Below are 26,143 nucleotides of genomic sequence, written 5' to 3'. Positions count from 1 at the left end.
ATTCCGGTGTAAGTATGCCGTCGCGTTCAGAACTGGTCCGGCAGGTGGTCGTCGCTCGCGAGGTTGCCGAAGCGCGTGACATCGGCCTGGAACGAGAGGCGCACGGTGCCGGTGGGGCCGTGGCGCTGCTTGCCGATGATGAGTTCGGCCGTGCCGTGCGCCCGGTCCATCTCGGCCTGCCACTTGAAATAGTCCTCGCTGCCCATCTTGGGCTCCTTGTTCTTGAGGTAATATTCCTCGCGGAACACGAACAGCACGACGTCGGCGTCCTGCTCGATGGAGCCCGATTCGCGCAGGTCCGACAGTTGCGGGCGTTTGTCGTCGCGCGCCTCGACCTGGCGGGAGAGCTGCGACAGCGCCATGATCGGCACCGCGAGTTCCTTGGCCAGCGCCTTGAGCCCGGTCGTGATCTCCGTCAGCTCCTGCACGCGGTTCTCGCCGCGCTTCGATGAGCCCGAGAGCAGTTGCAGGTAGTCGACCACCAGGAAATCGAGGCCGCGCTGGCGCTTGAGGCGGCGCGCGCGCGAGGCGAGCTGCGCGATGGAGATGCCGCCGGTCTGGTCGATGTAGAACGGCAGCATCTGCATCTCGCGCGCCACGTCCGACACCTTGTAGAACTCTTCCTCGGCGATGTCGCCGCGGCGGATCTTGTAGGAGGGCACGCCCGACTGCTCGGCGATGATGCGGGTGGCGAGCTGCTCCGCCGACATTTCCAGCGAGAAGAAGCCGACGATGCCGCCGTTGACCGTCTTCATCGCGCCGTCCGGCTGCTTCTCGCCGCGCCAGGCGCGGGCGACGTTGAAGGCGATGTTGGTGGCGAGCGCCGTCTTGCCCATGCCGGGGCGTCCGGCGAGGATGATCAGGTCCGACGATTGCAGCCCGCCCATGCTGCGGTCGACATCGGTGAGGCCGGTGGCGATGCCGGAGAGGTTGCCGTCGCGCTTGTAGGCGGCGGCGGCGATGTTGATGGCGCTGGTCAGGGCGTCCGAGAAACGCATGAAGCCGCCGTCGTAGCGGCCCGTTTCCGCGAGCTTGTAGAGGCGCTGCTCGGCCGTCTCGATCTGCTCGCGCGGGCTCGAATCGACGGGCGCGTCATAGGCGGCGTTGACCACGTCCTCGCCGATGGCGATCAGTTCGCGCCGCACGGCGAGATCGTGGATGGTGCGCCCGTAATCCTCGGCGTTGATGACGGTGGTGGCCTCGGCGGCGAGGCGCGCCAGATATTGCGGGATGGTGATGCCGCCCAGATCATGCTCGCCGAGAAAGGTCTTGAGCGTGATCGGCGTCGCGACCTTGCCCGCCTTGATCAGCGAGGCGGCGACCTCGAAGATGCGCCGGTGGATTTCCTCCTGAAAATGCGCCGGCTCCAGAAAATCCGACACGCGGAAGAAGGCGTCGTTGTTGACGAGCACCGCGCCCAGCAGCGCCTGTTCGGCGTCGATGTTGTGCGGCATCAGCCGGTATTGCTGCGCCTCGCCGTTGTCCAGCCTTGCCACGAGTGAATTGACGATGCTCATACCTGTCCCATCGACGGCCCGGATCGGATGCTTCCGCGACTCACCGCTCATGATAGAGAAAATCCACGCTCGCGTGTACTGCCCGCAGGCGGGCATCATGGTTTTCCGCCGCGCGGGACGCCGCCTAAAGCGTTTTCAAGCAAAGCGGATACCGCTTTGCGTGAAGAAAACGCGTCAAGTCAATAAGATAGAGCATTTCTGCGTTTCAACGAAACGCCGAAATGCTCTAGTCTCACGATGCGCTATTCGCCCGCCTGCCGCAGTCCCTCTTCGTGGCCAGCGGGTGCGTAGAGCCCGGTTTCGCGCGCGCGCAGCAGCGCCTCCTGCCGCGCGATGTAGTCGCGCGTGAGGGGAACCGCGTCCTGCCGTTTCGCGAGCTGAACCTGAAACACCATCATGCCGTCGTGCCGGAAGGCCATTTCGGAACCGGCGAGGTAGAAGTCGAACATGCGAAAGAAGCGCTCGTCGAACAGCGCCAGCACCTCCTCGCGCCGCGCATGGAAACGCCGCCGCCAGGCCCTGAGCGTATCCGCGTAGTGCAGCCGCAGGATCTCGATATCGGTCACGACGAGGCCCGCCCGCTCGATCGCGGGCAGAACCTCCGACAAGGCCGGAATGTAGCCGCCCGGAAAGATGTAGCGGGCAATCCACGGGTTCGTGCTGCCCGGCCCGTCCATCCGGCCGATGGCGTGCAGCAGCATCACGCCGTTGTCGGCGAGCAGTTTCGACGCCTTGTCGAAAAAGGCGCGATACCACGGCACCCCGACATGCTCGAACATGCCGACGGACACGATCCTGTCCCAGACGGGCTGAAGCGTGCGGTAATCCGCCAGATCGAAGCGGACCCGGTCGTCGATGCCGAGTTCCCGCGCGCGGGCGCGCGACACGTCGAGCTGCTCGCGCGACAGCGTGACGCCGGTGACGGAGGCGCCGCACAGCCGCGCCAGGTAGAGCGCCATGCCGCCCCAGCCGCTGCCGATGTCCAGCACCCTGTCGCCGGGTCGCACCAGCAGCTTGGCCGCGATATGGCGCTTCTTGGCGAGTTGCGCGGCTTCAAGCCCGTCCGGGTCGTCCGCGCCGGAGGCCGCCCGCAGCGCGCCCGGATTCTCGAAATAGGCGCAGGAATACTGGAGATCGCGATCGAGAAACAGCGCATAGAGACGGCCGTCGAGATCGTAGTGACGGGCGACGTTGCGACGCGCGCGGCTCATGACGTTGAATTGCGCGAAGAAGCGGAAAAGCTGCCGCAGCCATCGCATGACGCGCATGGAGGGCGGCGCGCCGCCCGCGTTGTAGTTGCGCATCGCGAGCGCCAGCAGGTCGCCGATCTCGCCTTGCCGGATTTCGAGATCGCCGTTCATGTAGAGTTCGCCCAGCCGCAGATCCGGGTTGAGCAGCAGGTTGCGTGCGGCGCGCGCGGTGGTGAAATGCACGGCGACGGGCGGACCGGAACCGTCGCCGACGGTAAACGGATGACCTGAACCCACCGAGACGGTCAGCGATCCCGACCGTATCAGACGCGTGAGTGCGAAGCGCAGCAATCGTTCCATGCCCACCTCCGTCCTGAGTCACGTCAGCGCTTCACTGAAACGCCGACATGATACAAGCCTTCGATTTCGAGCGCGTTCCGATCGATAAACGATCTCACCCGGCCGGAGCGCGTTCCGACAGCTTTCCCCCGTCAGTCCGGCGCAGGGCCGGGATCCCCTCTGCCTTCAAGGTAATCCCGTTTGGGCAAAAAACAACGGGGAGCGTCTTCACGCTCCCCGCCGCACGATCGACAGATGACTTTTCCGCCGCGCGATCAGGCTTCCTCGTCGTCGCCGGCCGCGTCGGCCAGCGCTGCGCCGACTTCGAGGCCCAGCTCGTCGAGGTCGATCTCCTCGCGGGCGACGACTTCCTCGCCACGGCCCTGGCGTTCGGCCTCCTCGGGGCTGCGGGCCACGTTGAGCGTGATCGACACCTCGACCTCGGGATGCAGCGCAACCGGCACCGCATGCAGGCCGAGCGTCTTGATCGGCGTGTGCAGCACGATCTGCTGGCGATTGATGCTGAAGCCGCCGGCGGTCAGCGTGTCGGCGACGTCACGGGCCGCGACCGAGCCGTACAGCACGCCGGATTCGCCGGCCTGACGGATCAGCACGAAAACCTGCCCGTCGAGCTTCTCGCCCACGGCCTCGGCTTCCTGACGCAGTTCGAGGTTGCGGGCCTCGAGCTGGACGCGCTGGCTCTCGAAACGCTTCTTGTTGACATCCGTCGCGCGCAGCGCCTTGCCGCGCGGCAGCAGGAAATTGCGAGCGTAGCCGTCCTTCACGCGCACGGTGTCGCCGATCTGGCCGAGACGGTTGACGCGTTCAAGCAGAATGACTTCCATTGTTCTTCTCCTTAGTATTCAAACATGTTTTTCGAGTGATTTGCATCCGGCGCGGCATCACGGCCCGCTTTCGGGCGGGCCGGTCTTGCCGGCGGGCCGGGATTTCCACGCCACTGTGGCGGCTCCCGCTCCCGCCAGAATGACGAGAACCCATACCGACAGCAGCAGCAGAGACAGGTAGAGCAGCGCCAGCAGCGCGGGGCGGGCGCGGTTGCCGCGCGTCGCGGCGTGAGCCGCCGCCAGCCCCTGCAAGGCGAAGGCCGCCGAGAGAGCGCCGAGAATGGAGGTCGCCGTCAGGCCCGCGTAATCCGGCAGGACGACCGCGCCGACGGTGGCCGCCGCGGCCGCCAGCAGCGACGAGCGCGGCATCAGCATGTCGGGCAGCGAGGGCCACGGACGCGGCAGGCGTCCCGACACCCGCACCGTGACGGCGGCGAGCCACAGGTTGATCGTCAGCATGAAGACGAAGGTCATGGCGGCGATCGCCGGCACCACCGCCGTGACGAGGCCCACGAACTGCTCCACGTCGGCGTCGACGGGCATGGCGGGCGTGAGTTCGGCGCCGATGACGGCGCGGATCAGCGCTTCGAGATTGCCCCGGTATTCCCCGTATGACGGGCCGAGAGCGATGGCGCCGATCAGCGTGATGAGCGCGGCCGTCCCGGCCATCCATATCAGGAGGCGTCCAAGCGGATACCATTCGATCCGCCCGGCGTCGTCCGCGCGTCCGAGCAGCGCGAGATACGCCAGCCACCATGCCGGCAGCGCCACGGCCACCGCGAACACCGCCCCTGCCGAGGGGGCGAGAAAAACGGCGCAGACGGCCGCTCCCGCCGCGGAGGCGACGAGGCCCGTGCGATGGTTCCAGCCGAGAGCGGCGATCAGGACGGGAAGGGGAGCGACATAGGAGAGCAGCAGGCCGAGCGGCGACATCGTCGCCACCACGCCGAACAACAACGCGGATACCAGGCCCGCGCCCGTGCCGATGAGAAGAATCGTTGCCATCGTCCTGCTGTCCCGCTGCCGTTGCAGGGTTAGAAGCGTCCACCGCCCCAACAATCCCTCCGGCGCTGCGCGACGGAGAGCGACCCGTTCGTTCGATGCGGGCGGCGAAGCATCCGCCGCCCGGTTGTCGTCCATGGCGTCTTCAGGAAAAGCGGATGGCGCTTTGCGTGAAAAACGCGTCGGATCAAAAAGCTGCGGCGCTTACGCGATGACGTAAGGCAGCAGGCCGAGGAAGCGGGCGCGCTTGATCGCCTGCGCGAGCTCGCGCTGCTTCTTGGCGGACACGGCGGTGATCCGCGAGGGAACGATCTTGCCGCGCTCGGAGATGTAGCGCGACAGCAGGCGCGTGTCCTTGTAGTCGATCTTCGGCGCATTGGCGCCCGAGAACGGGCAGGTCTTGCGCCGGCGGAAGAAGGGGCGGCGGGGAGCTGCTGCGGTTGTCATGATCAGTTCTCCTCCGAAGCCTCGGTTTCGATGTCGTCGCGCGGGCGATCCCGGCGCGGTCCGCGATCGCCACGGTCTCCCCGATCGCCGCGGTCGAACCGGCCGCCGCGCTCGAAGCCGCCGCCGTCACGATCGCGGCGGTCGTCGCGGTCACGCTTCTGCAACATGACGGACTGACCTTCCTCGAGTTCCTCGACGCGGATGGTCAGCGAGCGCAGCACGTCTTCGTTGATGCGCTGAAGGCGCTCCACCTCGGCCAGAGCGGCCGGCGGGGCGTCGATGTTCAGCAGCGTGAAATGCGCCTTGCGGTTCTTGCGAATGCGGTATGCGAGGGACTTGATGCCCCACGGCTCGATCTTCGTGACCTTGCCGCCGCCGGTCTCGATGATGCCCTTGTACTGTTCGACAAGAGCCTCGACCTGCTGCTGGGTCACGTCGGGACGCGCCAGAAAGATATGCTCGTAAAGAGACATTTGCGGCCTTTCGTTCCTTATGCAACCGTTGCTCCGGCGCCAAGCCCTTCGAGCCTCGTCACCAAGGCCCGAGTGGAGTTGCGTCGAAGGCGGAGACACGGGACGACGGGGAAACCCCCATGCCAGAAGGCACCGTCCGTTCAGCCCCCGGCCGGAGACAACGTAAAGCGCGCCTCTTACACGACAGGCGCGCCGGATGCAAGGAATCTTCCGCCGATTCGCGCTTTTTCGTGCGGATTGCGGCGATGGCGCCCGTGGACGACGATCATGTATATAACGATAAGTATATCATGGTGAGGCCGCAGGGGGCACGATATGATCATCGGCATCGGTTCCGATCTGTGCGACATCAACCGTATCACCCGCACGCTGGAGCGCTTCGGCGAGCGCTTCACGCACCGCATCTTCACGGAGGGGGAGCGCGCCCGCTCCGAGCGCCGCGCCGCGCGGGCGCCCTCCTACGCGCGCCGCTTCGCCGCCAAGGAAGCCTGCGCCAAGGCGCTGGGCACCGGCATGGCGCGCGGCGTGTTCTGGCGGGACATGGAAGTGGTGAACCTGCCCGGCGGCAAACCGACCATGCGCCTCACCGGCGGCGCGGCGGCGCGGCTCGCCGCCCTGATGCCGGCCGGGCACCGGGCCGTCGTTCACGTTTCCCTCACCGACGACCCGCCGCTGGCGCAAGCCTTCGTGATCATCGAGGCCGTGCCGGATTGAAGCGGCGGCGGGGAACGGGCGGGAAGAGGGGAGAGAGCAAGAAAAAAGGGCCACATGCAGAACATGCGGCCCAAGTCTAGGGAGGAAACGCCCAAGAAGGGCAGCGGCAGGCAGAGCCATACCGCAACGCAACAATACCCGGATCGGAAAATATAGCAAGAGGTTGTCCATGCGTTTGAGGAATATCTCATTTGCGTAAGCAGGACGGCGAAAGCGAAGCATGAACGATTTTCGCCTTTTTCATGCCAGAATTGCACCATTCTCGCATTTGCGCGATTTTGCGGCACTGCGGGTAGAATTGCTGTATTATGCGCCAGAGGCATGCCGGATGTTGTGCAGCCGCCAGATAGCGAAGCGCGCGGGCCGGGTGCGCCGCGCCGCCGCCGGCGTCTCCCGGCGCCCTGCGCGCTCTATCAACGGGCCGCGGCTTCGTTTATCAGGAAAAGCGCAAGCCCCTCGACGCTGTGGATGAACGATCATGTCGCATAATACTTTCGGCCACCTTTTCCGGGTCACTACCTTCGGCGAGAGCCATGGACCGCTGATCGGCGCCGTGGTCGACGGCGTGCCGCCGCGCATTCCGCTCCTTGAGGCCGATATCCAGGCCGAACTCGACCGCCGCCGCCCCGGCCAATCGCGCTACACCACCCAGCGGCAGGAACCGGATACGGTGCGCATCGTCTCGGGCGTCTTCGCCGATCCGCGCACGGGCGAGCAGGTGACGACCGGCACGCCGATCGGCCTCATCATCGACAACGTAGACCAGCGGTCGAAAGACTACGGCGACATCGCCAGCACCTACCGGCCCGGCCATGCGGATTACGTCTATGACGCCAAGTACGGCATCCGCGACTACCGCGGCGGCGGGCGCTCGTCGGCGCGGGAAACCGCGATGCGGGTGGCGGCGGGGGCCATCGCGCGCAAGGTCGTGCCAGGGCTCGTGGTGCGCGGCGCGCTGGTGCAGATCGGCCCTCACGCCATCGACCGCCGGCGCTGGGACTGGGACGAGGTGTCGCGCAACCCGTTCTTCACGCCGGATGCGACGGCCGCGGAAGTGTTCGGCAATTATCTCGACGGCATCCGCAAGAGCGGCTCGTCGGTGGGAGCCGTCATCGAGATCGTGGCGGAGGGCGTGCCCGCCGGTCTCGGCGCGCCGCTCTACGGCAAGCTCGACGCCGATATCGCCGCGCTGCTGATGAGCATCAATGCCGTCAAGGGCGTCGAGATCGGCGAGGGTTTTGCGGCCGCCGCGCTGACGGGCGAGGAAAACGCCGACGAGATGCGCGCCGGCAACGCCGGCGGGCCGACTTTTCTCTCCAACCACGCCGGCGGCATCCTGGGGGGCGTTTCCACCGGCCAGCCCGTCGTCGCCCGCTTCGCCGTCAAGCCGACCTCGTCGATCCTCACGCCGCGCCGCAGCGTCGACCGCGCCGGCGCGGAGGTCGAGGTGATGACGAAGGGCCGGCACGATCCTTGCGTCGGCATCCGCGCCGTGCCGGTGGGCGAGGCGATGGTGGCCTGCGCCGTCGCCGACCATTTCCTGCGTCACCGGGGGCAGGTGGGCGAGGCGCCGGCGTGGCCCTTCGGGCGGAATTGAGTTGTGCTCAATCGCACAGGTTGTCACGGACGCATCCATTTTAGTTGAACTAAAATGGATCGCGGTTTAGCATCGGCTCATGAAGCTTGCGGACTGGCTCGACAGGAACGGCGTTTCGCGCGTGGCATTCGCGCGGCGCATCGGCGTGACGCCGGGCGCGGTGACGCAGCTTTGCAACAACCCGGCCGGCTGGCTCTCGCGCGAGACGGCCGAGCTCATCCTGCGCGAGACGCGCGGGGCCGTGACGCCCAACGACTTTCTCGGCGGCGCGCGCGGTGTCGAGGAGAATATGATGTCCCAGTCGGTTACTGAAGCCATCGAGGCGTTTGCGCGTGGCGAGATCGTCGTCGTCACCGACGACGACGACCGCGAGAACGAAGGCGATCTCATCTGCGCCGCTTCCCTGTGCACGCCGGAGAAGATGGCTTTCATCATCCGCCACACCTGCGGCATCGTCTGTGCCCCGGTGTCGCTGGAGGAGGCGCGCCGCCTGCGGCTGGAGCCGATGGTGGCCTCCAACGACGCCCCGCTCGGCACCGCCTTCACCGTTACCGTCGACGTGCGCCACGGGCTCACCACCGGCATTTCCGCCGAGCAGCGCTCCAACACGGTGCGCGCCCTCGCCAACAACAACATGGGGCCGCACGATTTCGTCCGGCCCGGCCATGTCTTTCCGCTGATCGCGCGCGACGGCGGCGTGCTGATGCGTTCCGGCCATACGGAGGCGGCGGTCGATCTGTGCCGCCTCGCCGGCCTGCCGCCGGTCGGGACCATTTGCGAACTCGCCAACGACGACGGCACCGTGATGAAGGGCGAGCAGATCGCCGCCTTCGCGAAGGAGCACGGTCTGAAGCGCATTTCGGTGGCCGACCTTATCGCCTACCGGCAGGCGCGGGAGAAGCTGGTGGAGCGTGTCGCCACATTCCCCGTGCAGACGGACATCGGCGAACTGACCGGCCATGCCTATGTCACGCCCTTTGACGACGTGCAGCATTTCGCTTTCGTCTACGGGAGCATCGGCGACGGGCGCGGCGTGCCGGCGCGGCTGCACCGGGCGGACGTCATCGGCGATATTTTCGGCGGCAACCAGCTTCATCGCGCGCTCGCCTATTTCGGCGAGCAGGGCAGGGGCGTTCTCGTCTATCTGCGAGACGGCACCGCCGGCGTTCCCGTCAAGCGGCCGGGCGTGCTGGAGGGCACGGAAGCCGAGCGCGCCCGCCAATGGCATGAGGTGGGTCTCGGCGCGCAGATCCTGCGCGATCTCGGCGTCAACTCCATCGACAACGTGGCCACGACGCCGCGCGGTTATGTCGGCCTGTCGGGTTTCGGCATCACCATCGACCGCACGACCGCGCTGGACAAGTAACGCCGGCGCGGCCGGTCTTCTGCCGCGTCACCCCCGCATCAGGGTAGTGACGTGTGCGGCGACCGAGCGCGAAAGGCCGACGAGATCGTAGCCGCCTTCGAGGATCGAGACGACCCGGCCGCCGCAGCGGCGGTCGGCGAGGTTGAGGATCGCCCGCGTCGCGAGGGCGAAATCCGCTTCCGTCAGGTTGATGTTCGCGAGCGGGTCGCGCCAGTGGGCATCGAACCCGGCCGATATGATGATGAGATCGGGCGAGAACGCCTCGATGCGCGGCAGAATCACGCTCTCCAGCGCCTCCCGGAAGGCCGGGCTGCCGTCGCCCGCGTGCAGCGGCGCGTTGACGATGGTGTCGTGCTCACCCCGCTCGCTCGCCGCGCCGGTGCCGGGGAAAAGCGGCATCTCGTGCGTCGAGGCGTAGAGCACGCTCTTGTCCGCCCAGAAGATGTCCTGCGTGCCGTTGCCGTGATGCACGTCCCAATCGAAGATCGCCACCCGGTCGACGCCGTGCTCCTTCTGCGCGTGGCGCGCGGCGATGGCGGCGTTGTTGAACAGGCAGAACCCCATCGGCCGGTCGCGCTCGGCATGATGACCGGGCGGGCGGATGGCGCAGAAGGCGTTGTCGACCTTGCGCGTCACCACCTCGTCGACCGCATAGCTGCAAGCGCCCAGCGCCCGCATGGCCGCGTTCCAGGAACCCGGCGACAGCACCGTGTCGTCGGCGACGTTGATGATATCCTCACGGGGCAACGCCTCGTAGATATCGCGCACGTAATCCTCGGGGTGGGCGAGCAGCGCCAGGGTTTCGTCGCCGCGCGGCGCGCTCTCGCGCAGCAGGCCGGAGAAGATTTCCTGCTCCAGCGCCCGTTCCACGACGAGGAGCCTGTCGGCCCGCTCGGGATGTCCCAGTTGCGTTTGATGATCGAGGCAATCGGGATGAGAGAGATACAGCGTGTTCAATAGACGTTTCCTGCCAACCGGCATCCGGGCCTGAAGCGCGACGGCGGGCGAGGCGCTGATTCCCGAACGCATCATCTTTTTTTTCAAGCATAGCCGTTTTCCCGTCGCCGGCACGCTTTTTTTAGCCAGCAGGGAGAGCCGCCCGGCGGCATCGGCAAAAGACGGCGCGGGAAGGATTGCCTTGCGGCGCCCGCCGTGGCATCAGCCGCCCGTTAACCATTTCCTATGTGGTTAAGATGGAAAATGCGCTTGGCGAATCTGGCAGGTACTGCTTGACCGAATATCTGTCGCGTCGCGGCGTTCCGGGTTTCGGAAGGACGGGAAATGGTGAAATTCGGGGTTGTGAGACTGAGAAGCATGCGGATGCTTGTCTTCGGCATCGGTCTGGTGCTGGCGGGCTGCACATACAGGAGCGTACCTGATCCCGCCGTCTCGGCCAGGGACGCCGAATGGATGGCGCAGATGCCGCAGGCTGATGTCGGGCTGGAGTTCGAGCGGTATCTGATCGACGATCCGACGGGCGAGGCTCCCGGCACCATCGTCGTCGACCAGAAGAAGAAGCTGCTCTTCTATGTGCTGCCGGACCGCAAGGCGATCCGCTACGGCGTCGCGGTGGGGGACGAGGCTTACGGCTGGACGGGCGAGGCGACAATGCGCCGCAAGGCCGAGTGGCCGAACTGGAACCCGCCTGCCGAAATGGTCAAGCGCTGGCCGCATGTGCGCCCGGTTCAGGGCGGGCCTCTCAACCCGATGGGCGCGCGGGCGCTCTATCTTTACGATGCGGAAGGCCGCGATACCCTGTACCGGATTCACGGCACCAACGAACCCGAGAAGATCGGCCGCGCGGTGTCTTCGGGTTGCATCCGCATGCGCAATATCGACGTGATCGATCTTTACAACCGTGTGGAGCCCGGCGCGCGCGTGATCGTGCGCTGACTCCGATTCCCGGTCGGAAACTCCCGGTCGGGACCTCCCGGGCAGAACCTTGCGCCGCGCCTGCGCCGCCTTCATGGCGGCGCGGCATGGCGTGTCGTGCGCCCGGCCGGCCGCGTCAGCTATAGTGGGGCTGACGCAGGAAGGCGGGCAGATCGCGAGGCGCCTGCGCCTTTTCGCGGGTGGCCGGCGCGCGCCGCGTCGCGGCGGCGAGGGCCGGGATGCCGAGCGCCCGGAAAGAGGGCAGCACGCGCTTCTCGTCCGGCGCGGTGGCCGTGCGCGGCGCCGCAACGGCGGCGTGGTCGTCGGTGGCGGTCGTGTGGGTTTGATGCTGCTGGACGGTCATGATATCCACAAGATGCTGGAACTGAACGGTTTTGCCGCGCGCTGACGCCGAATGCCGACGAGCGTCGCTGACATGCCTACAATGTCCGACGATAGCGTCGGAGTGTTGTCCCCTGAATGGCGAACTCGTGGCATCCCGCATTTTGAGCCGGTATTTTCGATGGTGTCGCTAATGGATCGTTAAGCCGTTCACCCCATCCTGCGCGTGCGGCCCGGCGTCTTCACAGAGTATTGGTGGATCATGCGGCGTCTCGTCATCGAGGAACCTGTCAGCCGCGCCGCAGTTGCGGGCTGGCGTATCGGATTGTTCAGCCTGCCGGTCTTTCTCGCCGGTATCGTACTGGTGCGGTCCGGGTCGGCGGAGTTCGGGGCGGGGCTGGCGGTGGCGGGTGCGGCGTGCGTGCTGGCATCGGCCGCGGCGGCGCTGGCGGTGGCGGCGCTTTCCCGGATCTGGCGGGAGGGCCGGCGGGGGCTGGGGCAGGCCATCCGCGCGCTGCTGGTTGCGGCGGCGGTGCTGGCCTATCCGGGTTTTCTCGCCGCCCGTCTCGTGTTCGCGCCCTACTATGCCGATCTGTCGACGGATCTGACGCGCCCGCCCGCCTTCTCGCGCAGCGCGGCCGCCATGGATGCGCGCGGCGGCCGGATGCCGGAGGCGCCCGATTTCCGGGTCGTGGCGTTCGAGGTTCCCGTGCGGCTGTTTCCCGACGGGGCGGCGCTGCGGCAGGCCCAGCGCCGCCGGCTCCCCGACCTCGTTTCCCGCCGCACCGACCTGTCCGCTGACGTGATTTTCGCGCGGAGCCTGGAAATCGCACAAGCGGAAGGCTGGCGCATCGTCGACTCCAGCCCGCCGGGCGGCCGCTTCGGCATGGGGCATCTCGATGTGGTGCGGACGACCGGCATCCTGAAACTGCCGGTCGACATGACCGTGCGGCTGCGCATCCATGCGGAAGGCACCACCATCGACGTGCGCTCCGTTCCCCGTTATCCGCTGTTCGACGCGGGAACTGGCCCGCGATCCATCCAGCGCTTTCTGGAGGGCGTGGCTCCCGAAGAGGGCGTTCCCCGAGGGTGACGGCGCGGGGCGCGCCGTGGCTTATCGCCGCAAGAAGCGCCCGCCGATATGAGCCGGCCCGTCCGCGACGATCGCTCCTGCCGCGATCAGGCTTTCGAGATGCGCGAACACCGAAAGGGCGGCGCCGCCGCGCAGCGCGGGCGCGAGCCCGGTGTAGAGCTTGTCGACGATGTCCTCGATGCGCGTATCGCCGGCCTCGATGCGCGCCAGCACGGCGGCCTCGCGCTGGCGGCGGTGGTGATGGAGGGCGCGCACGAATCGGCGCGGCTCGCGCACGGGCCCGCCGTGGCCGGGCCAGTAAATGCGGTCGTCGCGTTCCCGCAGAAGATCCAGAGAGGCCATGTAGGCCGCCATTGAGCCGTCCGGCGGCGCAACCAGCGTCGTCGACCACGCCATCACATGATCGCCCGTAAACAGCGCGCCCGTCTCCTCAAGTGCGAAGGCCAGATGGTTTGCCGTGTGGCCGGGCGTGGCGAGGGCGGTGAGCGTCCAGCCATCGCCCGACAGCCGCTCGCCATCCGTGAGCACCCGGTCGGGCGCATAAGCCACATCGGCCGCGGCCTCCACCTTCTCGTCGCCGGCGGGGGCGCGGGCGGAGAAATGCGGCGCGCAGCCGACCACCTCCGCCCCTGTCGCCGCGCGCAGCGCCGCGAGGCCGGCCGTATGGTCGAGATGGGTGTGCGTGACGACGATCTGCGTCACCCGCTCATTTCGCACGGCGTCGAGCAGGACGGCGAGGTGGGCGGGATCGTCCGGTCCCGGATCGATGATCGCCACCTCGCCCTGACCGACGATGTAGGTGCAGGTGCCGGTAAAGGTGTAGGCGCTGGCGTTCGGCGCGATCACACGGCGCACGAGCGACTCCAGCGAAACGGCCGGTCCCGCGATCGCGCCGTCGTCTCGCTCGAAAGGTATGTCCGACATGGGATGAACTCGCCTCGGAATGAACTCGTCTCGGAATGAACTCGTCTCGGAATGAACGCCTCTGCGCGCGGCGGCCGGATTTGGGATGCGTGCAAGCTTGCCCCGGCCGGCGGTCGTTCCGCAAGACGTTATATCACCCGAGAGTGTGCATCCGGTGGAAAGGGCGCGAGCGGACTGACGGTGAATGCGGCATATATGTCGGGATTACAACCGCAGGGTGCTTATAATACAACTTTATGTTGCATTCATGTCGCTTCCGTGTATCCTTGTGGCGATCGAAATGACGCATCCAGTCGCTTTTTCGTATTCTGACGCAATTTATGCGCTTTTTTACCGCCAATAGTTATTGCCGTCAATATTTGTATCGATCTCAACTGATTGAGCGTCGATCAGCAGATGGCTGGCGTAAATGGCGCTGAAAGTGGTCTCAATTGGAAGTAGTGAAAAATGGTGAAAATGAATCCGGCTATCAATTGGAAATGCGCTCACGAAAAAGGCGAAAGGAACGTTGTTGCCGATGACAGTTCGCAGCTCACGATGTCAAGTCTGCCGTTCGTGCGTGTCGACAATTCTGCTGATTTCAACAGAGTATGCGGATCGCCCGTATCTGCGACGGCGAGGCCGGCCGATCGTCTGTTCACGGCCGATATCGGCGTGTCGCCCCGGCTGTTCTCCATTTCAGCGACGTTCGGCGATCATATCAGTCACGTCGCGGGGCCGCGGGATGCGGGCCGCTCCGACACGTTCATGCTCTTCAGGCGTGCGGGCGGGGCGCTGCTGCGCATCGACGGCACGGTATTGCCACTCGACGTCGCCATCGTCGGTTCCGATACGGATTTCACCATCCGCGCTGCCGAGAGGGGGCGCGCCTGTTCGGTCGGCTGGATCGCGCTGACGGATGCGCCGGATCTTGCGGCGCGCATGGTGTGGCCGATCGTCGCGCCCTGCGCGTCCGCCGACGGATCGGTGAAAGGCTGCGGCGAGACGTTGCGGGCGCTCGGCGAGAGCATCCTGTCGGGAATGGCGGCCGGAGGGTTGCGATCGGCCGCCGACGTCGCGCTTCTGGCGGGGCGTCTGACCGGTCGGATCCACGACCTGCTGGAAAACGAAGCGAGGATCGAACGGCCGGATATCGGCGGTTCCTGTCCGCAGGCCGGCGGCCGCGATATCGTGGCGGCGGTGCAGCGCTATCTGCGCCAGCATGCGCACAAGGCGGACGTGACGCCCGCCCATCTCGCGCGCCATTGCGCGGTGTCCGTGCGCAAGCTCTACAACGCGTTCGCCAGGGTGGATCTGTCGCTTCACGCCGTCGTGCTCAGCTATCGGCTGGAGGAGGCGCGCCGCCAGCTCGCGGGCGGCGAGACGAAGAAGGTCACGGCCATCGCCTTCGACGCCGGTTTTCGGGACGTCTCGACCTTCTACCGCAATTTTCGCCGGGAGTTCGGCTATTCGCCCCGCGGGGCGGCGGGCGGCGCATCGGACGGCGGCGATGTCGCGCTTGTCGGGGAGAGCCTTGTCGCGGGACAGCGGGACCCGACGCAGGTTCGCGATACGTCTTTCCGGGGCATGCCGCCGCCGGCCGGCAAGGGGGGCGGGCGGCGTGAGGGCGACGGTGAAGCGGTGCCGTTGCCCCGTGAAACGCTTTTCAGGCACCGGAGCCATCTGCGCCCCGGTCTCCCGTCGCTGCCGCCGGGCAGGCATCGCTTCAGTCCCTAGCGCAGTTTGCGTTCAGGTCGATTGATCGATTTGAACGCAAGTCGCGGTAAAATATAGAATTGAGAGCGGGATGGCGTTCAGCCTGATCGCATCCCGCTCCGGAGCGCTTTCCGATCAAACGGAATCATTTGATCGATAAGGAGCCTGTAAGGCGGCGAGCCGGAAAGGGTGCGCACTTTTCGCCCGGATGAATCATCCGGGCGATCGGCATACCCGCCTTTATTGCATGCCGAAGAGTTTGAAGCGTCGCAGCAGCCATTTCTCGATCTCCAGCACGATCATCATGGCGACGCCCAGCCCGACGAGCGCCGCGCCGTCTTGCCACGCAACGGGCCGGGTATCGAAAGTGGCCTGCATGAACGGCATGTAGGTGAACATGAACTGCCCGGCCGTCACCGCCGCGATGGCCGCGATGACGGCCGGCGTGCCGAGCGCCCCCCGCCAGGTGAACGAGGTGGAGTTGAGATAGCGCACGTTGAAAAGATAGAAGGCTTCGAGCACGACAAGGGCGTTGACGCACAGCGTGCGCGCCAGCGCCAGTTCGTCGCCGCGCGACAGGCTGTGGAAAAACACCGCCAGCAGCGCGGCGAAGAACAGCAGGGAGACGAAAACCACCCGCCACAGCATGAGCGGGGAGAGCAGCGCGGCGGTGGCGTCGCGGGGTTTGCGCGCCATCACGCCGGGCTCCCCCGGCTCGAACGCCAGCACAAGCCCCAGCGTGATGGTGGTGATGAGGTTGAGCCACAGGATTTGCGTCGGCGTCAGCGGCATGGCGAAACCGGCCGCGATGGCGAACACGACGGCGAGAAGCTCGCCGCCGTTGGTCGGCAGCGTCCAGGCGATCATCTTGCGGATGTTGTCGTAGACCGTTCGCCCCTCCGAAACCGCGGCGACGATGGAGGCGAAATTGTCGTCGAGCAGCACGACCTGCGCCGCTTCCTTCGCCGCCTCCGTGCCCTTCCGGCCCATGGCGATCCCGACATCGGCCTGCCGCAGCGAGGGAGCATCGTTGACGCCGTCGCCGGTCATGGCCACGATCGCGCCCGTCGTTTGCAGCGCCTTGACGATGCGCAGCTTGTGCTGCGGGCTGGTGCGGGCGAAGACATCGGTGCGCGCGGCGAGTGCCGGCAGTTCCGCGTCCGCAACCCGGTCGACATCCGCGCCCGTGGCGACCGCCGGATTCGGCGCAAGGCCGAGCTGGCGGGCGATGGCGGCGGCGGTGGCGGCATGATCGCCCGTGATCATCTTCACGGCGATGCCGGCGGCGTGGCATTCGCCGATCGCCGCGATCGCCTCGTCGCGCGGGGGATCGATGAAGCCCGTGAGACCGAGGAACACGAGCCCCTCGCGCAGGTCGTCGAAACTCAGGCGCGCGGGCGGCGCGGGCAGCCTGCGGACGGCGTAGCCCAGCAGGCGCTCGCCCTGTTCCGCCGCCCGCGCGATTTCGCCGTGCCAGTAAGCGGTGTCGATGTCCGCATGCCCCTCGCGCGAAAGCTGGCGACGGCAGGCTTCCAGCAGCCGCTCGGGCGCGCCCTTGACGAGGATGACGGCGCCGCCGTCCGGTGCGCGGTGCAGGGTGGCCATGAAACGATGGGCCGCGTCGAACGGAATTTCATCGAGGCGCGTCCATGCCTCGCGCTCCGGCGCGGGATCGAGCCCCGCCTTGTGGGCGAGCGTCAGCAGCGCGCCCTCCATCGGGTCGCCTTCGACAATCCAGCGTCCGTCGCGCCGATGCAGCACGGCGTCGTTGCAGAGCGCGCCCGCGCGCAGGATCAGCGCCGCCGGATCGGCCTGAACGGGAACGGCTTGCGTCAGATCGACCGTCCGCCCGTCCGATGCGGTGACGGCGCCCTCCGGCGCGTAGCCCGCGCCGGAAACTTGCAGGACATCGGTCGCGGTCACGATGCGCCGCACCGTCATTTCATTGCGCGTCAGCGTGCCGGTCTTGTCGGAGCAGATCACCGATGTCGCCCCGAGCGTCTCCACGGCCGGCAGGCGGCGGATCACGGCGTTGCGCGCGGCCATGCGCCGCACGCCGATGGCGAGCGTGATGGTCATCACCGCCGGCAGCCCCTCCGGCACGACGCCCACCGCGAGCGCCACCACGGCGATGAGCGCCTCCGCCCAGCCGAAACCGCGAAACGAGACGGCGAAGATGAACAGCAGCACCGCGAAGCCGAGCGCCAGCAGCGTGAAGCGGCGCGCGAAGGCGTTGATCTGGCGCAGCAGCGGCGTCGACATCGGTTCGACGGTGGCGAGCAGCGTCGATATGTGGCCGATCTCGGTGGCCGTGCCGGTCGCCACGACGATGCCCGCTCCCTGTCCCGCCGCCACCATGGTGCCGGAAAAGGCCATGCTCCGGCGGTCGCCGAGCGGCGCATCGGGCGCTGCGGGCGCGTCGGCCTTTTCGGCGGCGACCGATTCGCCGGTCAGGATCGCCTCGTCTATCAGCAGGCTGCGCGCGCGCGTCAGGCGCAGGTCGGCGGGCACGCGGTCGCCCGCCTCGAGCAGCACGACGTCGCCCGGCACGATGTCGCCCGCCGGGATGCTGGCGCGCGCACCCTCGCGGATGACGTTGGCGCGCGGCGAAATCATGTCGCGGATGGCGCCCAGCGCCGCTTCGGCCTTGCCTTCCTGCACGAAGCCGACGATGGCGTTGACCGTCACCACCGCCAGAATCACGGCCGCGTCGACCAGATGGCCGAGCACGCAGGCCGCCGCCGCGCCGGCGAGCAGCACATAGATGAGAACATTGTCGAACTGCGCCAGAAAACGCATGATCGGGTTGCGGCGCGGCGGCTCGGGCAGGCGGTTGGGGCCGTGGGCGGCCAGCCTTTCCCGCACCTGCGCCTGATCGAGCCCGTCCTCGCCCGCCTGCAACCGCCGGCGGACCGCCTCGACCGGCAGCGCATGCCATGACGGCGGATCGCCGGAAGGAGAGGCGGACGCGGCGGCGGGCGGGTGGACGTTCATGAAACCTCGTCGGTGTCGATCGGCAATGGCGATGGAACGCGGCCCTGCCGCACCGGCGCGGCGCCTGCCCGGACGGCCATGGGAGAGACGACTACAGCAGACTGGCCATCGGCGGATGAAGGATCGATGACGGTGCCGGGAAAATCGGCGTGATGTTGACGGTTGCCCCCGGCCACCGGAATATTCTATGAGCGACGGATCGCAAGTTTCCGCCCGCGTTCGGCGCGGGCAGGGTCAGGGTTCGGGCCGGGACAATATGTCGCTACGCATCGTTTTCATGGGCACGCCCGATTTCGCGGTTCCCACGCTCGCCGAGATCGTCGGGCAGGGGCATGAGGTCGTCGCCGTCTACACGCGCGCGCCGGCGAAGCGCGGCCGGGGCCTTGCCGAACAGCCCTCGCCCGTGCAGGCGATGGCGGAGAGATTCGGCTTTCCCGTGTTCACGCCCGCGACGCTGCGCGACCCGCAGGCCATCGAGACCTTTCGCTCGCTCGGGGCGGATGCGGCGGTGGTCGTGGCCTACGGCATGATCCTGCCGCAGGAGGTGCTCGATGCCCCGGCGCTGGGGTGTCTCAACCTGCATGCGTCGCTGCTGCCGCGCTGGCGCGGGGCCGCGCCCATCCAGCGGGCGGTGATGGCGGGCGACAGGGAGACCGGCGTCGCCGTGATGAAGATGGAGGCGGGCCTCGACACCGGCCCCGTCGCCATGCTGGAGCGGGTGGCCATCGGCCCGGACGAGACCTCCGGCGAACTGCACGACCGCCTGTCGCGTCTGGGCGCGGATCTGATGGCGCGCGCGCTCGCCGCCCTGTCGCGCGGGGCGCTGGGTTTCGTGCCGCAGGCGGAGGAAGGCGTCGCCTACGCGCGCAAGATCACCAACGAGGAAGCGCGTATCGATTGGGCCTGGCCGGCGCGGCAGGTGCACGACCATGTGCGCGGTCTCTCGCCCTTTCCCGGCGCTTTCGTGCTCGCCGATCTCGGCAAGGGGCCGGAGCGGAAGGGGCCGGAGCGGCTGAAGATCCTGCGCACCGCGCTCGCGGAGGGGGCGGGAGCGCCCGGCACGCTGCTCGACGATCACCTGACGGTGGCCTGCGGCGAGGGCGCCGTGCGGCTGTTGCAGGTGCAGCGGGCGGGCAAGGGCGTCGTGCCGGCGGCGGATTTCCTCAACGGCACGCATCTGCGCAAGGGCATGCTTCTGGCGGCGGCGGATAGCGGGGAAACCGCCTGAATGCCGCGTTACAAACTGATCGTCGAATATGACGGCACGCCGTATGTCGGCTGGCAATGGCAGGACAACGGCCGCTCGGTGCAGCAGGCGGTGGAGGAGGCGATCGCGGCCAGCGGCAACGGGCCGGCGCGTGTGCAATGCGCGGGCCGCACCGATGCGGGCGTGCATGCCACGCATCAGGTGGCGCATGTCGATCTTGCGCGCGTGTGGCGTCCCGACCGGCTGCGCGATGCGGTCAACGCGCATCTGAAATTGCAGGGTGATGCGGCGGCGCTGGTCGACGCGCAGGCGGTGGACGAGACGTTCGAGGCGCGCCATTCCGCCATCGGGCGGCATTATCTCTATCGCATCCTGAACCGGCGCCCGCAGCCGGCGCTGGAGCGCGATCGCGTCTGGCACGTTCCCCGCCGCCTCGATGCGGGGGCCATGCAGGCGGGAGCGCAATACCTGCTCGGCAACCACGATTTCACGACCTTTCGCGCCGCGGACTGTCAGGCCGCGAGCCCGGTCCGCACCCTGGACAGGCTGGATGTGGAGCGCATCGGCGACGAGATCCGCATCTTCGCCTCGGCGCGTTCCTTCCTGCACCATCAGGTGCGGTCGATGGCGGGCACGCTCGGACTCGTCGGCGCGGGCAAATGGACGCCGGAGGACGTGGGCGACGCCCTTGCCGCACGCGACCGCGCCCGCTGCGGCACGATGGCACCGGCCTGCGGGCTTTATCTCGTGGGTGTGGATTATCCCGAACAGCCCTGACTAGAGCGTTTTCAAGCAAAGCGGATACCGCTTTGCGTGAAGAAAACGCGTCAAGTCAATAAGATAGAGCATTTCTGCGTTTCAACGAAACGCCGAAATGCTCCAGAGCGTCGTGCGTTCAAGTGGAATCGTCACGCCGCTCTAAATTCTATATTTTACCGCAACTTGCGTTCAATTCGATGGATCGATTTGAACGCAAACTGCTCTATCCGAAATAGCGCTCCAGCGCCGCGCGGTAGATCGCCGTGAGCGCCACGAGATCGTCGACCGCCACGAACTCGTCCACCTGATGCATGGTGCCGCCGACGGGGCCGAATTCCACCACGGGGCAATACGCCTGGATGAAGCGCGCGTCCGAGGTGCCGCCGGTGGTGGAAAGCGCCGGCCGCCGGCCGGTCTGCGCTTCGACGGCCTCGCTCACGAGCGTGACGAACGGGCCCGGATCGGTCAGGAAGGCGACGGCGTTGCTCGGATCGAAGGCGAGCGCGACCTCGGCGTCGCCCTCCCGCCGCGCGCGGGCGAGACGGTCCGCAATCTCCGCCTTCAGGCTGTCCAGCGTCCACAGGTCGTTGAAACGGATGTTGAAGACCGCCGTCGCGGCGGCGGGAATGACGTTCGTCGCCGGGTTGCCGATGTCGATCGTCGTCACTTCGAGGTTGGACGGATCGAAATGCGCCGTGCCGCCGTCGAGCGGGGAGGCGATGAGGGCCGAGAGCGCCCGCAGAAGGGTGGGCACCGGGTTGCGGGCCAGATGCGGATAGCCGACGTGGCCCTGCTTCCCGGTGACGGTGAGCCGGCCGGTGAGCGAGCCGCGCCGGCCGATCTTGATCATGTCGCCGAGCCGGTCGGGGTTGGTCGGCTCGCCGAGGATGCAATGCGAGAGGACCTCGCCGCGCGCCTTCGCCCATTCCAGCAGCTTCACCGTGCCGTTGACGGCGGGGCCTTCCTCGTCGCCCGTCAGCAGGAAGGCGATGGAGCCGGCGAACGCCGGGCGGGCGGCGACGAAATCGACCGCCGCCGTCACCATCGCCGCGACGCCGCCCTTCATGTCGCAAGCGCCGCGCCCGTAGAGCCTGCCGTCAACGATGCGGCCCGCGAAGGGATCGTGCCGCCAGCGCGAAACGTCGCCCGGCGGCACGACGTCCGTGTGCCCGGCGAACATGAGGCAGGGCGCGCCGCTGCCGTAGCGGGCGTAGAGGTTGTCGACATCCGGCGTGCCGGGCGCGGAAAAAGTCACCCGCTCGACGGCGAAACCCGCCGCCGAGAGGTATTCCCCCGCGAGCGCCAGCGCCCCGCCCTCCGCCGGCGTGACGGAGGGACAGCGAATCAGCGCCTGTGCGAGCGAGACGACATCGGTCATGATCGGAAACTCAATCGCGCAGCAGGTCGTTGATGCTGGTCTTGGCGCGCGTCTGCGCATCGACGCGCTTGACGATGACCGCGGCGTAGAGCGAGGGGCCGGGCGTGCCGTCGGGCAGCGGCTTGCCGGGCAGGCTGCCGGGCACCACGACCGAATAGGGCGGCACCTCGCCCTGGAACACCTCGCCCGTCTCGCGGTCGACGATCTTGGTGGAGGCGCCGATGAACACGCCCATGGAGAGCACGGAACCCTCGCGCACGATCACGCCCTCCACCACTTCGGAACGGGCGCCGATGAAGCAATCGTCCTCGATGATGACGGGATTCGCCTGCAACGGCTCCAGCACGCCGCCGATGCCGACGCCGCCGGAAAGGTGCACATTCTTGCCGATCTGCGCGCAGGAGCCGACGGTCGCCCATGTATCGACCATCGTGCCCTCGCCCACATGGGCGCCGAGATTGACGAAGGAGGGCATCAGCACGACGCCCGGCGCGATATGGGCGCCGCGCCGCACGATCGTGCCTGGCACCGCGCGGAAGCCCGCCTCGCGGAAGGCGAGCGCATCCCAGCCCGCGAATTTGGAGGGCACCTTGTCCCACCACACCGCGCCGCCGGGGCCGCCTTCGATGATGCTCATGTCGTTGAGGCGGAAAGAGAGCAGCACGGCTTTCTTGAGCCACTGGTTGATGTGCCATTCGCCATCGATCTTTTCCGCGACACGCGCGAATCCGCCATCGAGCAGGCGCAGCGCTTCCTCCACGCCGTCGCGAACCTCGCCCGTGGTGTCGAAGGAAACGTCGGCCCGCTTTTCCCAGGCGTTGTCGATGATGGAGGCGATGGCGTCGTGTGTCATGGTTGTCCGTGTTTGGTTGGGCAGGCGCTTGCATTGCCGAAAGGCAAAATTTGCCTGCCCGCGCGCGCGTGTCAATGGCCGGGCCGGAACTCGGCTTGGACAGAACGCGCGCGGAGCCTGCCCGACCATCGCGAATACGCGATTCCGTTCCGCTCTATTCCGCGGCCGGCACGTAGATCTGCGCGCCCTGCTCGCGGAACTGCGCCGCCTTGTCGGTGAGGCCGGACAGCCGCTCCGCTTCGGCGCGCAGATCCTGCGTGATGCGCATGGAACAGAACTTCGGCCCGCACATCGAGCAGAAATGCGCCACCTTGTGCGCGTCCTTCGGCATGGTCTCGTCGTGGAAGGCGCGCGCCGTGTCGGGGTCGAGCGACAGGTTGAACTGGTCGTTCCAGCGGAAGTCGAAGCGCGCGCGCGACAGGGCGTCGTCGCGCAGCTTCGCCGCCGGGTGGCCCTTGGCGAGATCGGCCGCGTGCGCGGCGATGCGGTAGGTGATGACGCCGGTCTTCACGTCGTCGCGGTTGGGCAGTCCAAGGTGTTCCTTCGGCGTGACGTAGCAGAGCATCGCCGTGCCGAACCAGCCGATCATCGCAGCACCTATGGCCGAGGTGATGTGGTCGTAGCCCGGCGCGATGTCGGTCGTCAGCGGCCCGAGCGTGTAGAAGGGCGCCTCGCCGCAGGTGGCGAGCTGCTTGTCCATGTTGGCCTTGATCTTGTGCATCGGCACATGGCCGGGACCCTCGATCATCACCTGGCAGCCCTTGTCCCAGGCGATCTTGGTGAGTTCGCCCAGCGTGTCGAGTTCGGCGAACTGGGCCGCGTCGTTGGCGTCGGCGATGGAGCCGGGGCGCAGGCCGTCGCCGAGCGAGAACGACACGTCATACTTGCGCATGATGTCGCAGATCTCGTCGAAACGCTCGTACAGGAAGCTCTCGCGGTGGTGGGAGAGGCACCAGCGCGCCATGATGGAGCCGCCGCGCGAGACGATGCCGGTGACGCGGCTCGCCGTGAGCGGCACATAGGCGAGGCGCACGCCCGCGTGGATGGTGAAGTAGTCGACGCCCTGTTCGGCCTGCTCGATGAGCGTGTCGCGGAACAGCTCCCACGTCAGCTTTTCCGGCTCGCCGTCGACTTTCTCCAGCGCCTGATAGATCGGCACCGTGCCGATGGGCACCGGCGAGTTGCGCATGATCCAGCCGCGGATATTGTGGATGTTGCGCCCCGTCGAGAGGTCCATCACCGTATCCGCGCCCCAGCGCGTGGCCCACACCAGTTTCTCGACTTCCTCCGCCGCCGAGGAGGTGACGGCGGAATTGCCGATGTTGGCGTTGACCTTCACCAGAAAATTGCGGCCGATGATGGTGGGCTCCAGCTCGGGATGGTTGATGTTGGCGGGAATGACGGCGCGCCCGCGCGCCACTTCCTCGCGCACGAATTCCGGTGTGATGAAGGCCGGAATCGCGGCGCCGAAATCCTCGCCGTCCGCCCGGCGCGCCTGCGCGCCGGCCAGCATGGCTGCGCGGCCGAGGTTTTCGCGATGCGCGACATAGATCATCTCGTCGGTGACGATGCCGGCGCGGGCGAATTCGAGCTGCGTCACGGGTTGGCCGTCGCGCCCGGCGAGCACCGGCCGCGCGGCGGGACAGGCCGGCACGAGGCGCTCGGGCGAGACGAATCCGTTGTCCTCCGGCTTCACGGCGCGCGCCGCGATCTCGTCGAGGCCGCGCGCGACAAGCCACGGAGCGCGCAGCGGCGCGAGCCCCTGTTCGAGGTCGATCGCCGCATCCGGGTCCGTATAGGGGCCGGAGGTATCCTGCACGCGCACCGGATCCTCGCCGCAGGCGGGATCGAGCGCGATCTCGCGAAACGGCACGCGGATGTCCGGTCGGCCCTCGGGCGAGGCGTAGATCTTGCGCGAGCCGTGAATCGGCCCGGTGGTGACGGCTGCCGGCGCCGCGGCGACCTTGGTGCGCGGGCGTTTTTCAGTCGTCGTGCTGGTTTCTGCAACTGTCGTCGTCACGGCTATCAACCTCCCGGAAAGTGAGAATCCGGGCGTGAAGCGGCTGACAAGATTTCAGATGCAACGATTTTTGTAACGCAACGAGGCGCTTTTGCGTCGGCATTGTCCCGTCCCTCCGCCGGTATGACCCGGATCAGGTTCAAGGGTCACCGCGGCGCCGTTTGCGTGGCCTCAAGGCCCTGAACGGCATGACGGAATCTCAGCCCCCTCGCGGGACCCCCCTCGGAATAGCCTTACCTTTGACGCAACAGGCGGCTTTGTCAACCGCAAGAATACCGGCCCCCCGCCGCAGGCGGGTTGCACTCGGCCCCGCGTGCCGGATTGAACGCAGGTTCGGAAATCAAAAGACAGGGATGAAGGCGTTTTGCATGGCGGCTTCGATGCGCCGGTCATGCAAGACGCCTTACTCGGCGACCGGCAGGTCGCTGTCCACGGTCTTCTTGCGGGTGCGTGTGGCGCGCAGCTTGCGGACGGGCTCGACTTCCTCGCCGGCCGTCTCCTCGCTCGCGGCGGCACGGCGGCGGCGGGTGCGGGGCGCGGGCGTCTCGGCTTCCGCGGCGGGCGCCGGCGGCGGCTCGACGGGAGCGGCGGTCGGAGTGACTTCCGCCTCGACCACCGGCGCCGCAACGACCGCCTCGGCAGGCTGTTCGGGCGCGGCGCGCACGGGTTCGGCGTGCGCAGGTTCCGCATGCATGGGGTCGGCGGTGACTTCGCGCGCGATGGCGGGCTGCTCGTCCGCTTCCGCAGCCGGGCGAACCGGGGTGGTGAGGAACGCGGGCAGGGCGAGCTGGCGGGCGGCGCCGGCATCCTCGGGGGCCTGTGCGAAGCCGTTCACGTTATCCTCGCGCCGGCGGCGGAAGCGCTCGCGGCGATCCTGCCGCTCGGGGCGCTCGGACCGCTCTTGCGGCTGACGCTCCTGCTGCCTGTCCTGGCCGCGCGCGTTCCTCTCGGGCCGGTCGCGCTGGGGCGGCTGCCCTTCGTCGTCGAACGCGGGGGCGAAGCGCGATTCGGGCTGGCGCTGGCCGACGGTGCGCGGTTCATGCTGGCGCGGCTCGTGCTGACGCGTGTCGGGCTGGGGAGCGCCGTAGTCCTGCACGCCGTAGCCGTAGCCGAAAGCGCCGTCGTCGGCGCCGTCCTCCTGATCCTCGTCCATGGATCGCGGAAATCCGAAATTCTGCTGGTATTGCGCCTGCGCGGCGAGAATGATGCGCAGGTAATGCTCCGCATGCTGGAGATAGTTTTCCGCCGCCACGGGATCTCCGGCGACATGGGCGTCGCGCGAGAGCTGCGTGTATTTCTCGGCGATATGCTGGGCCGTGCCGCGCACCTTGACGTCCGGCCCGTTCGACTCGAACGTCTTCGTCAGCGGGTTGGGAGCTTTCCGGTTGCGGTTGCGCATGCGCCTGTTTTGACCTGGTCTCATCGACTATCTCATTGGGAGCTGAAAATGGGGACGTCGCGTCCCTGCTGTCATCCGGCCCGCTCCGGGTGCGCCGATCGTCTGGCAGGATCGGTT

At 67.4% G+C, this 26,143-nt stretch carries 22 protein-coding genes and 1 riboswitch; of the genes, 8 read left to right on the top strand and 14 right to left on the bottom strand.

The window, feature by feature from the left end; translation table 11 throughout:
* Positions 1-26: 26 nt before the first annotated feature.
* The 6 genes from ACOYJQ_RS00780 to rpsF form a co-directional block, all read right to left on the bottom strand.
* Positions 27-1,517 (bottom strand): replicative DNA helicase, encoded by a 1,491-nt coding sequence (locus ACOYJQ_RS00780; protein ID WP_433455561.1) that lies wholly within the window; start codon positions 1,515-1,517, stop codon positions 27-29.
* Between the two features lie 242 nt (positions 1,518-1,759).
* On the bottom strand, positions 1,760-3,067 hold the full coding sequence (locus ACOYJQ_RS00775; protein ID WP_433455559.1) for a class I SAM-dependent methyltransferase: 1,308 nt from the start codon (positions 3,065-3,067) through the stop codon (positions 1,760-1,762).
* 254 nt (positions 3,068-3,321) lie between these two features.
* Positions 3,322-3,891, bottom strand: a complete 570-nt coding sequence (rplI, locus tag ACOYJQ_RS00770) for a 50S ribosomal protein L9 (RefSeq protein ID WP_433455557.1) — start codon at positions 3,889-3,891, stop codon at positions 3,322-3,324.
* 57 nt (positions 3,892-3,948) lie between these two features.
* On the bottom strand, positions 3,949-4,896 hold the full coding sequence (locus tag ACOYJQ_RS00765; protein WP_433455555.1) for a DUF2232 domain-containing protein: 948 nt from the start codon (positions 4,894-4,896) through the stop codon (positions 3,949-3,951).
* Between the two features lie 201 nt (positions 4,897-5,097).
* The gene (rpsR, locus tag ACOYJQ_RS00760; protein ID WP_166954542.1) at positions 5,098-5,340 is read right to left on the bottom strand and encodes a 30S ribosomal protein S18; all 243 of its coding nucleotides are present in this window, start codon (positions 5,338-5,340) and stop codon (positions 5,098-5,100) included.
* A 2-nt stretch (positions 5,341-5,342) separates the two neighbouring features.
* Positions 5,343-5,813 (bottom strand): 30S ribosomal protein S6, encoded by a 471-nt coding sequence (gene rpsF, locus ACOYJQ_RS00755; protein ID WP_433455553.1) that lies wholly within the window; start codon positions 5,811-5,813, stop codon positions 5,343-5,345.
* 315 nt (positions 5,814-6,128) lie between these two features.
* On the opposite strand from rpsF, the gene acpS reads away from it, so the two are divergent.
* The 3 genes from acpS (at position 6,129) to ribB (ending at position 9,490) form a co-directional block, all read left to right on the top strand.
* On the top strand, positions 6,129-6,527 hold the full coding sequence (acpS, locus tag ACOYJQ_RS00750) for a holo-ACP synthase (RefSeq protein ID WP_433455551.1): 399 nt from the start codon (positions 6,129-6,131) through the stop codon (positions 6,525-6,527).
* Positions 6,528-7,005: 478 nt separating this feature from the next.
* A complete protein-coding gene (aroC, locus tag ACOYJQ_RS00745; protein WP_433455549.1) occupies positions 7,006-8,124 on the top strand; it encodes a chorismate synthase in 1,119 nt (372 codons plus the stop codon).
* A 79-nt stretch (positions 8,125-8,203) separates the two neighbouring features.
* The gene (gene ribB / locus ACOYJQ_RS00740; RefSeq protein WP_433455547.1) at positions 8,204-9,490 is read left to right on the top strand and encodes a 3,4-dihydroxy-2-butanone-4-phosphate synthase; all 1,287 of its coding nucleotides are present in this window, start codon (positions 8,204-8,206) and stop codon (positions 9,488-9,490) included.
* Positions 9,491-9,517: 27 nt separating this feature from the next.
* On the opposite strand, the gene ACOYJQ_RS00735 is transcribed toward ribB, so the two are convergent.
* Positions 9,518-10,447 carry a histone deacetylase family protein gene (locus tag ACOYJQ_RS00735; RefSeq protein WP_433455545.1) on the bottom strand — a complete coding sequence of 310 codons (930 nt, stop codon included), beginning with the start codon at positions 10,445-10,447 and terminating at the stop codon, positions 9,518-9,520.
* 357 nt (positions 10,448-10,804) lie between these two features.
* Here ACOYJQ_RS00735 and ACOYJQ_RS00730 point away from each other — a divergent pair, with 357 nt between their 5' ends.
* Positions 10,805-11,383, top strand: a complete 579-nt coding sequence (locus ACOYJQ_RS00730) for a L,D-transpeptidase (RefSeq protein WP_433455543.1) — start codon at positions 10,805-10,807, stop codon at positions 11,381-11,383.
* A gap of 115 nt (positions 11,384-11,498) precedes the next feature.
* Here ACOYJQ_RS00730 and ACOYJQ_RS00725 read toward each other — a convergent pair whose 3' ends face one another.
* Complete coding sequence (locus ACOYJQ_RS00725; protein ID WP_433455541.1) at positions 11,499-11,726, bottom strand: hypothetical protein; 228 nt, start codon at positions 11,724-11,726, stop codon at positions 11,499-11,501.
* A gap of 240 nt (positions 11,727-11,966) precedes the next feature.
* Between ACOYJQ_RS00725 and ACOYJQ_RS00720 the strand changes: the two genes are divergently transcribed.
* A complete protein-coding gene (locus tag ACOYJQ_RS00720) occupies positions 11,967-12,797 on the top strand; it encodes a DUF1499 domain-containing protein (RefSeq protein ID WP_433455539.1) in 831 nt (276 codons plus the stop codon).
* 21 nt (positions 12,798-12,818) lie between these two features.
* On the opposite strand, the gene ACOYJQ_RS00715 is transcribed toward ACOYJQ_RS00720, so the two are convergent.
* Positions 12,819-13,721 (bottom strand): MBL fold metallo-hydrolase, encoded by a 903-nt coding sequence (locus ACOYJQ_RS00715; protein WP_433455537.1) that lies wholly within the window; start codon positions 13,719-13,721, stop codon positions 12,819-12,821.
* 537 nt (positions 13,722-14,258) lie between these two features.
* On the opposite strand from ACOYJQ_RS00715, the gene ACOYJQ_RS00710 reads away from it, so the two are divergent.
* Positions 14,259-15,437: a helix-turn-helix transcriptional regulator gene (locus tag ACOYJQ_RS00710; RefSeq protein WP_433455535.1), complete on the top strand. Its 1,179-nt coding sequence runs from the start codon at positions 14,259-14,261 to the stop codon at positions 15,435-15,437.
* 219 nt (positions 15,438-15,656) lie between these two features.
* On the opposite strand, the gene ACOYJQ_RS00705 is transcribed toward ACOYJQ_RS00710, so the two are convergent.
* Positions 15,657-18,410 (bottom strand): HAD-IC family P-type ATPase, encoded by a 2,754-nt coding sequence (locus ACOYJQ_RS00705; protein ID WP_433455533.1) that lies wholly within the window; start codon positions 18,408-18,410, stop codon positions 15,657-15,659.
* 256 nt (positions 18,411-18,666) lie between these two features.
* On the opposite strand from ACOYJQ_RS00705, the gene fmt reads away from it, so the two are divergent.
* Positions 18,667-19,638 carry a methionyl-tRNA formyltransferase gene (gene fmt / locus ACOYJQ_RS00700; protein ID WP_433456391.1) on the top strand — a complete coding sequence of 324 codons (972 nt, stop codon included), beginning with the start codon at positions 18,667-18,669 and terminating at the stop codon, positions 19,636-19,638.
* The gene (gene truA / locus ACOYJQ_RS00695; RefSeq protein WP_433455531.1) at positions 19,639-20,394 is read left to right on the top strand and encodes a tRNA pseudouridine(38-40) synthase TruA; all 756 of its coding nucleotides are present in this window, start codon (positions 19,639-19,641) and stop codon (positions 20,392-20,394) included.
* A 205-nt stretch (positions 20,395-20,599) separates the two neighbouring features.
* Here truA and dapE read toward each other — a convergent pair whose 3' ends face one another.
* The 4 genes from dapE to ACOYJQ_RS00675 form a co-directional block, all read right to left on the bottom strand.
* The gene (dapE, locus tag ACOYJQ_RS00690) at positions 20,600-21,754 is read right to left on the bottom strand and encodes a succinyl-diaminopimelate desuccinylase (protein ID WP_433455529.1); all 1,155 of its coding nucleotides are present in this window, start codon (positions 21,752-21,754) and stop codon (positions 20,600-20,602) included.
* 10 nt (positions 21,755-21,764) lie between these two features.
* Positions 21,765-22,607 carry a 2,3,4,5-tetrahydropyridine-2,6-dicarboxylate N-succinyltransferase gene (dapD, locus tag ACOYJQ_RS00685; RefSeq protein ID WP_433455528.1) on the bottom strand — a complete coding sequence of 281 codons (843 nt, stop codon included), beginning with the start codon at positions 22,605-22,607 and terminating at the stop codon, positions 21,765-21,767.
* A gap of 154 nt (positions 22,608-22,761) precedes the next feature.
* A complete protein-coding gene (gene thiC, locus ACOYJQ_RS00680) occupies positions 22,762-24,534 on the bottom strand; it encodes a phosphomethylpyrimidine synthase ThiC (protein ID WP_433456389.1) in 1,773 nt (590 codons plus the stop codon).
* A 186-nt stretch (positions 24,535-24,720) separates the two neighbouring features.
* A riboswitch (TPP riboswitch) is annotated at positions 24,721-24,860 on the bottom strand.
* A gap of 170 nt (positions 24,861-25,030) precedes the next feature.
* Positions 25,031-26,050 carry a DUF4167 domain-containing protein gene (locus ACOYJQ_RS00675; protein WP_433455526.1) on the bottom strand — a complete coding sequence of 340 codons (1,020 nt, stop codon included), beginning with the start codon at positions 26,048-26,050 and terminating at the stop codon, positions 25,031-25,033.
* Positions 26,051-26,143: the final 93 nt, after the last annotated feature.

This window comes from Pseudochelatococcus sp. (assembly GCF_050946405.1).
Taxonomy (GTDB): domain Bacteria; phylum Pseudomonadota; class Alphaproteobacteria; order Rhizobiales; family Beijerinckiaceae; genus Pseudochelatococcus.
This window is presented reverse-complemented; position numbering and strand designations above follow the sequence as displayed.

Excerpts from the sequence above, each read along its gene's own strand:
- ACOYJQ_RS00780 (WP_433455561.1), bottom strand. The coding sequence starts at position 1,517 with ATGAGCATCGTCAATTCACTCGTGGCAAGGCTGGACAACGGCGAGGCG.
- ACOYJQ_RS00775 (WP_433455559.1), bottom strand. The coding sequence starts at position 3,067 with ATGGAACGATTGCTGCGCTTCGCACTCACGCGTCTGATACGGTCGGGA.
- rplI (WP_433455557.1), bottom strand. The coding sequence starts at position 3,891 with ATGGAAGTCATTCTGCTTGAACGCGTCAACCGTCTCGGCCAGATCGGC.
- ACOYJQ_RS00765 (WP_433455555.1), bottom strand. The coding sequence starts at position 4,896 with ATGGCAACGATTCTTCTCATCGGCACGGGCGCGGGCCTGGTATCCGCG.
- rpsR (WP_166954542.1), bottom strand. The coding sequence starts at position 5,340 with ATGACAACCGCAGCAGCTCCCCGCCGCCCCTTCTTCCGCCGGCGCAAG.
- rpsF (WP_433455553.1), bottom strand. The coding sequence starts at position 5,813 with ATGTCTCTTTACGAGCATATCTTTCTGGCGCGTCCCGACGTGACCCAG.
- acpS (WP_433455551.1), top strand. The coding sequence starts at position 6,129 with ATGATCATCGGCATCGGTTCCGATCTGTGCGACATCAACCGTATCACC.
- aroC (WP_433455549.1), top strand. The coding sequence starts at position 7,006 with ATGTCGCATAATACTTTCGGCCACCTTTTCCGGGTCACTACCTTCGGC.
- ribB (WP_433455547.1), top strand. The coding sequence starts at position 8,204 with ATGAAGCTTGCGGACTGGCTCGACAGGAACGGCGTTTCGCGCGTGGCA.
- ACOYJQ_RS00730 (WP_433455543.1), top strand. The coding sequence starts at position 10,805 with ATGCGGATGCTTGTCTTCGGCATCGGTCTGGTGCTGGCGGGCTGCACA.
- ACOYJQ_RS00725 (WP_433455541.1), bottom strand. The coding sequence starts at position 11,726 with ATGACCGTCCAGCAGCATCAAACCCACACGACCGCCACCGACGACCAC.
- ACOYJQ_RS00720 (WP_433455539.1), top strand. The coding sequence starts at position 11,967 with ATGCGGCGTCTCGTCATCGAGGAACCTGTCAGCCGCGCCGCAGTTGCG.
- ACOYJQ_RS00715 (WP_433455537.1), bottom strand. The coding sequence starts at position 13,721 with ATGTCGGACATACCTTTCGAGCGAGACGACGGCGCGATCGCGGGACCG.
- ACOYJQ_RS00710 (WP_433455535.1), top strand. The coding sequence starts at position 14,259 with ATGTCAAGTCTGCCGTTCGTGCGTGTCGACAATTCTGCTGATTTCAAC.
- ACOYJQ_RS00705 (WP_433455533.1), bottom strand. The coding sequence starts at position 18,410 with ATGAACGTCCACCCGCCCGCCGCCGCGTCCGCCTCTCCTTCCGGCGAT.
- fmt (WP_433456391.1), top strand. The coding sequence starts at position 18,667 with ATGTCGCTACGCATCGTTTTCATGGGCACGCCCGATTTCGCGGTTCCC.
- truA (WP_433455531.1), top strand. The coding sequence starts at position 19,639 with ATGCCGCGTTACAAACTGATCGTCGAATATGACGGCACGCCGTATGTC.
- dapE (WP_433455529.1), bottom strand. The coding sequence starts at position 21,754 with ATGACCGATGTCGTCTCGCTCGCACAGGCGCTGATTCGCTGTCCCTCC.
- dapD (WP_433455528.1), bottom strand. The coding sequence starts at position 22,607 with ATGACACACGACGCCATCGCCTCCATCATCGACAACGCCTGGGAAAAG.
- ACOYJQ_RS00675 (WP_433455526.1), bottom strand. The coding sequence starts at position 26,050 with ATGAGACCAGGTCAAAACAGGCGCATGCGCAACCGCAACCGGAAAGCT.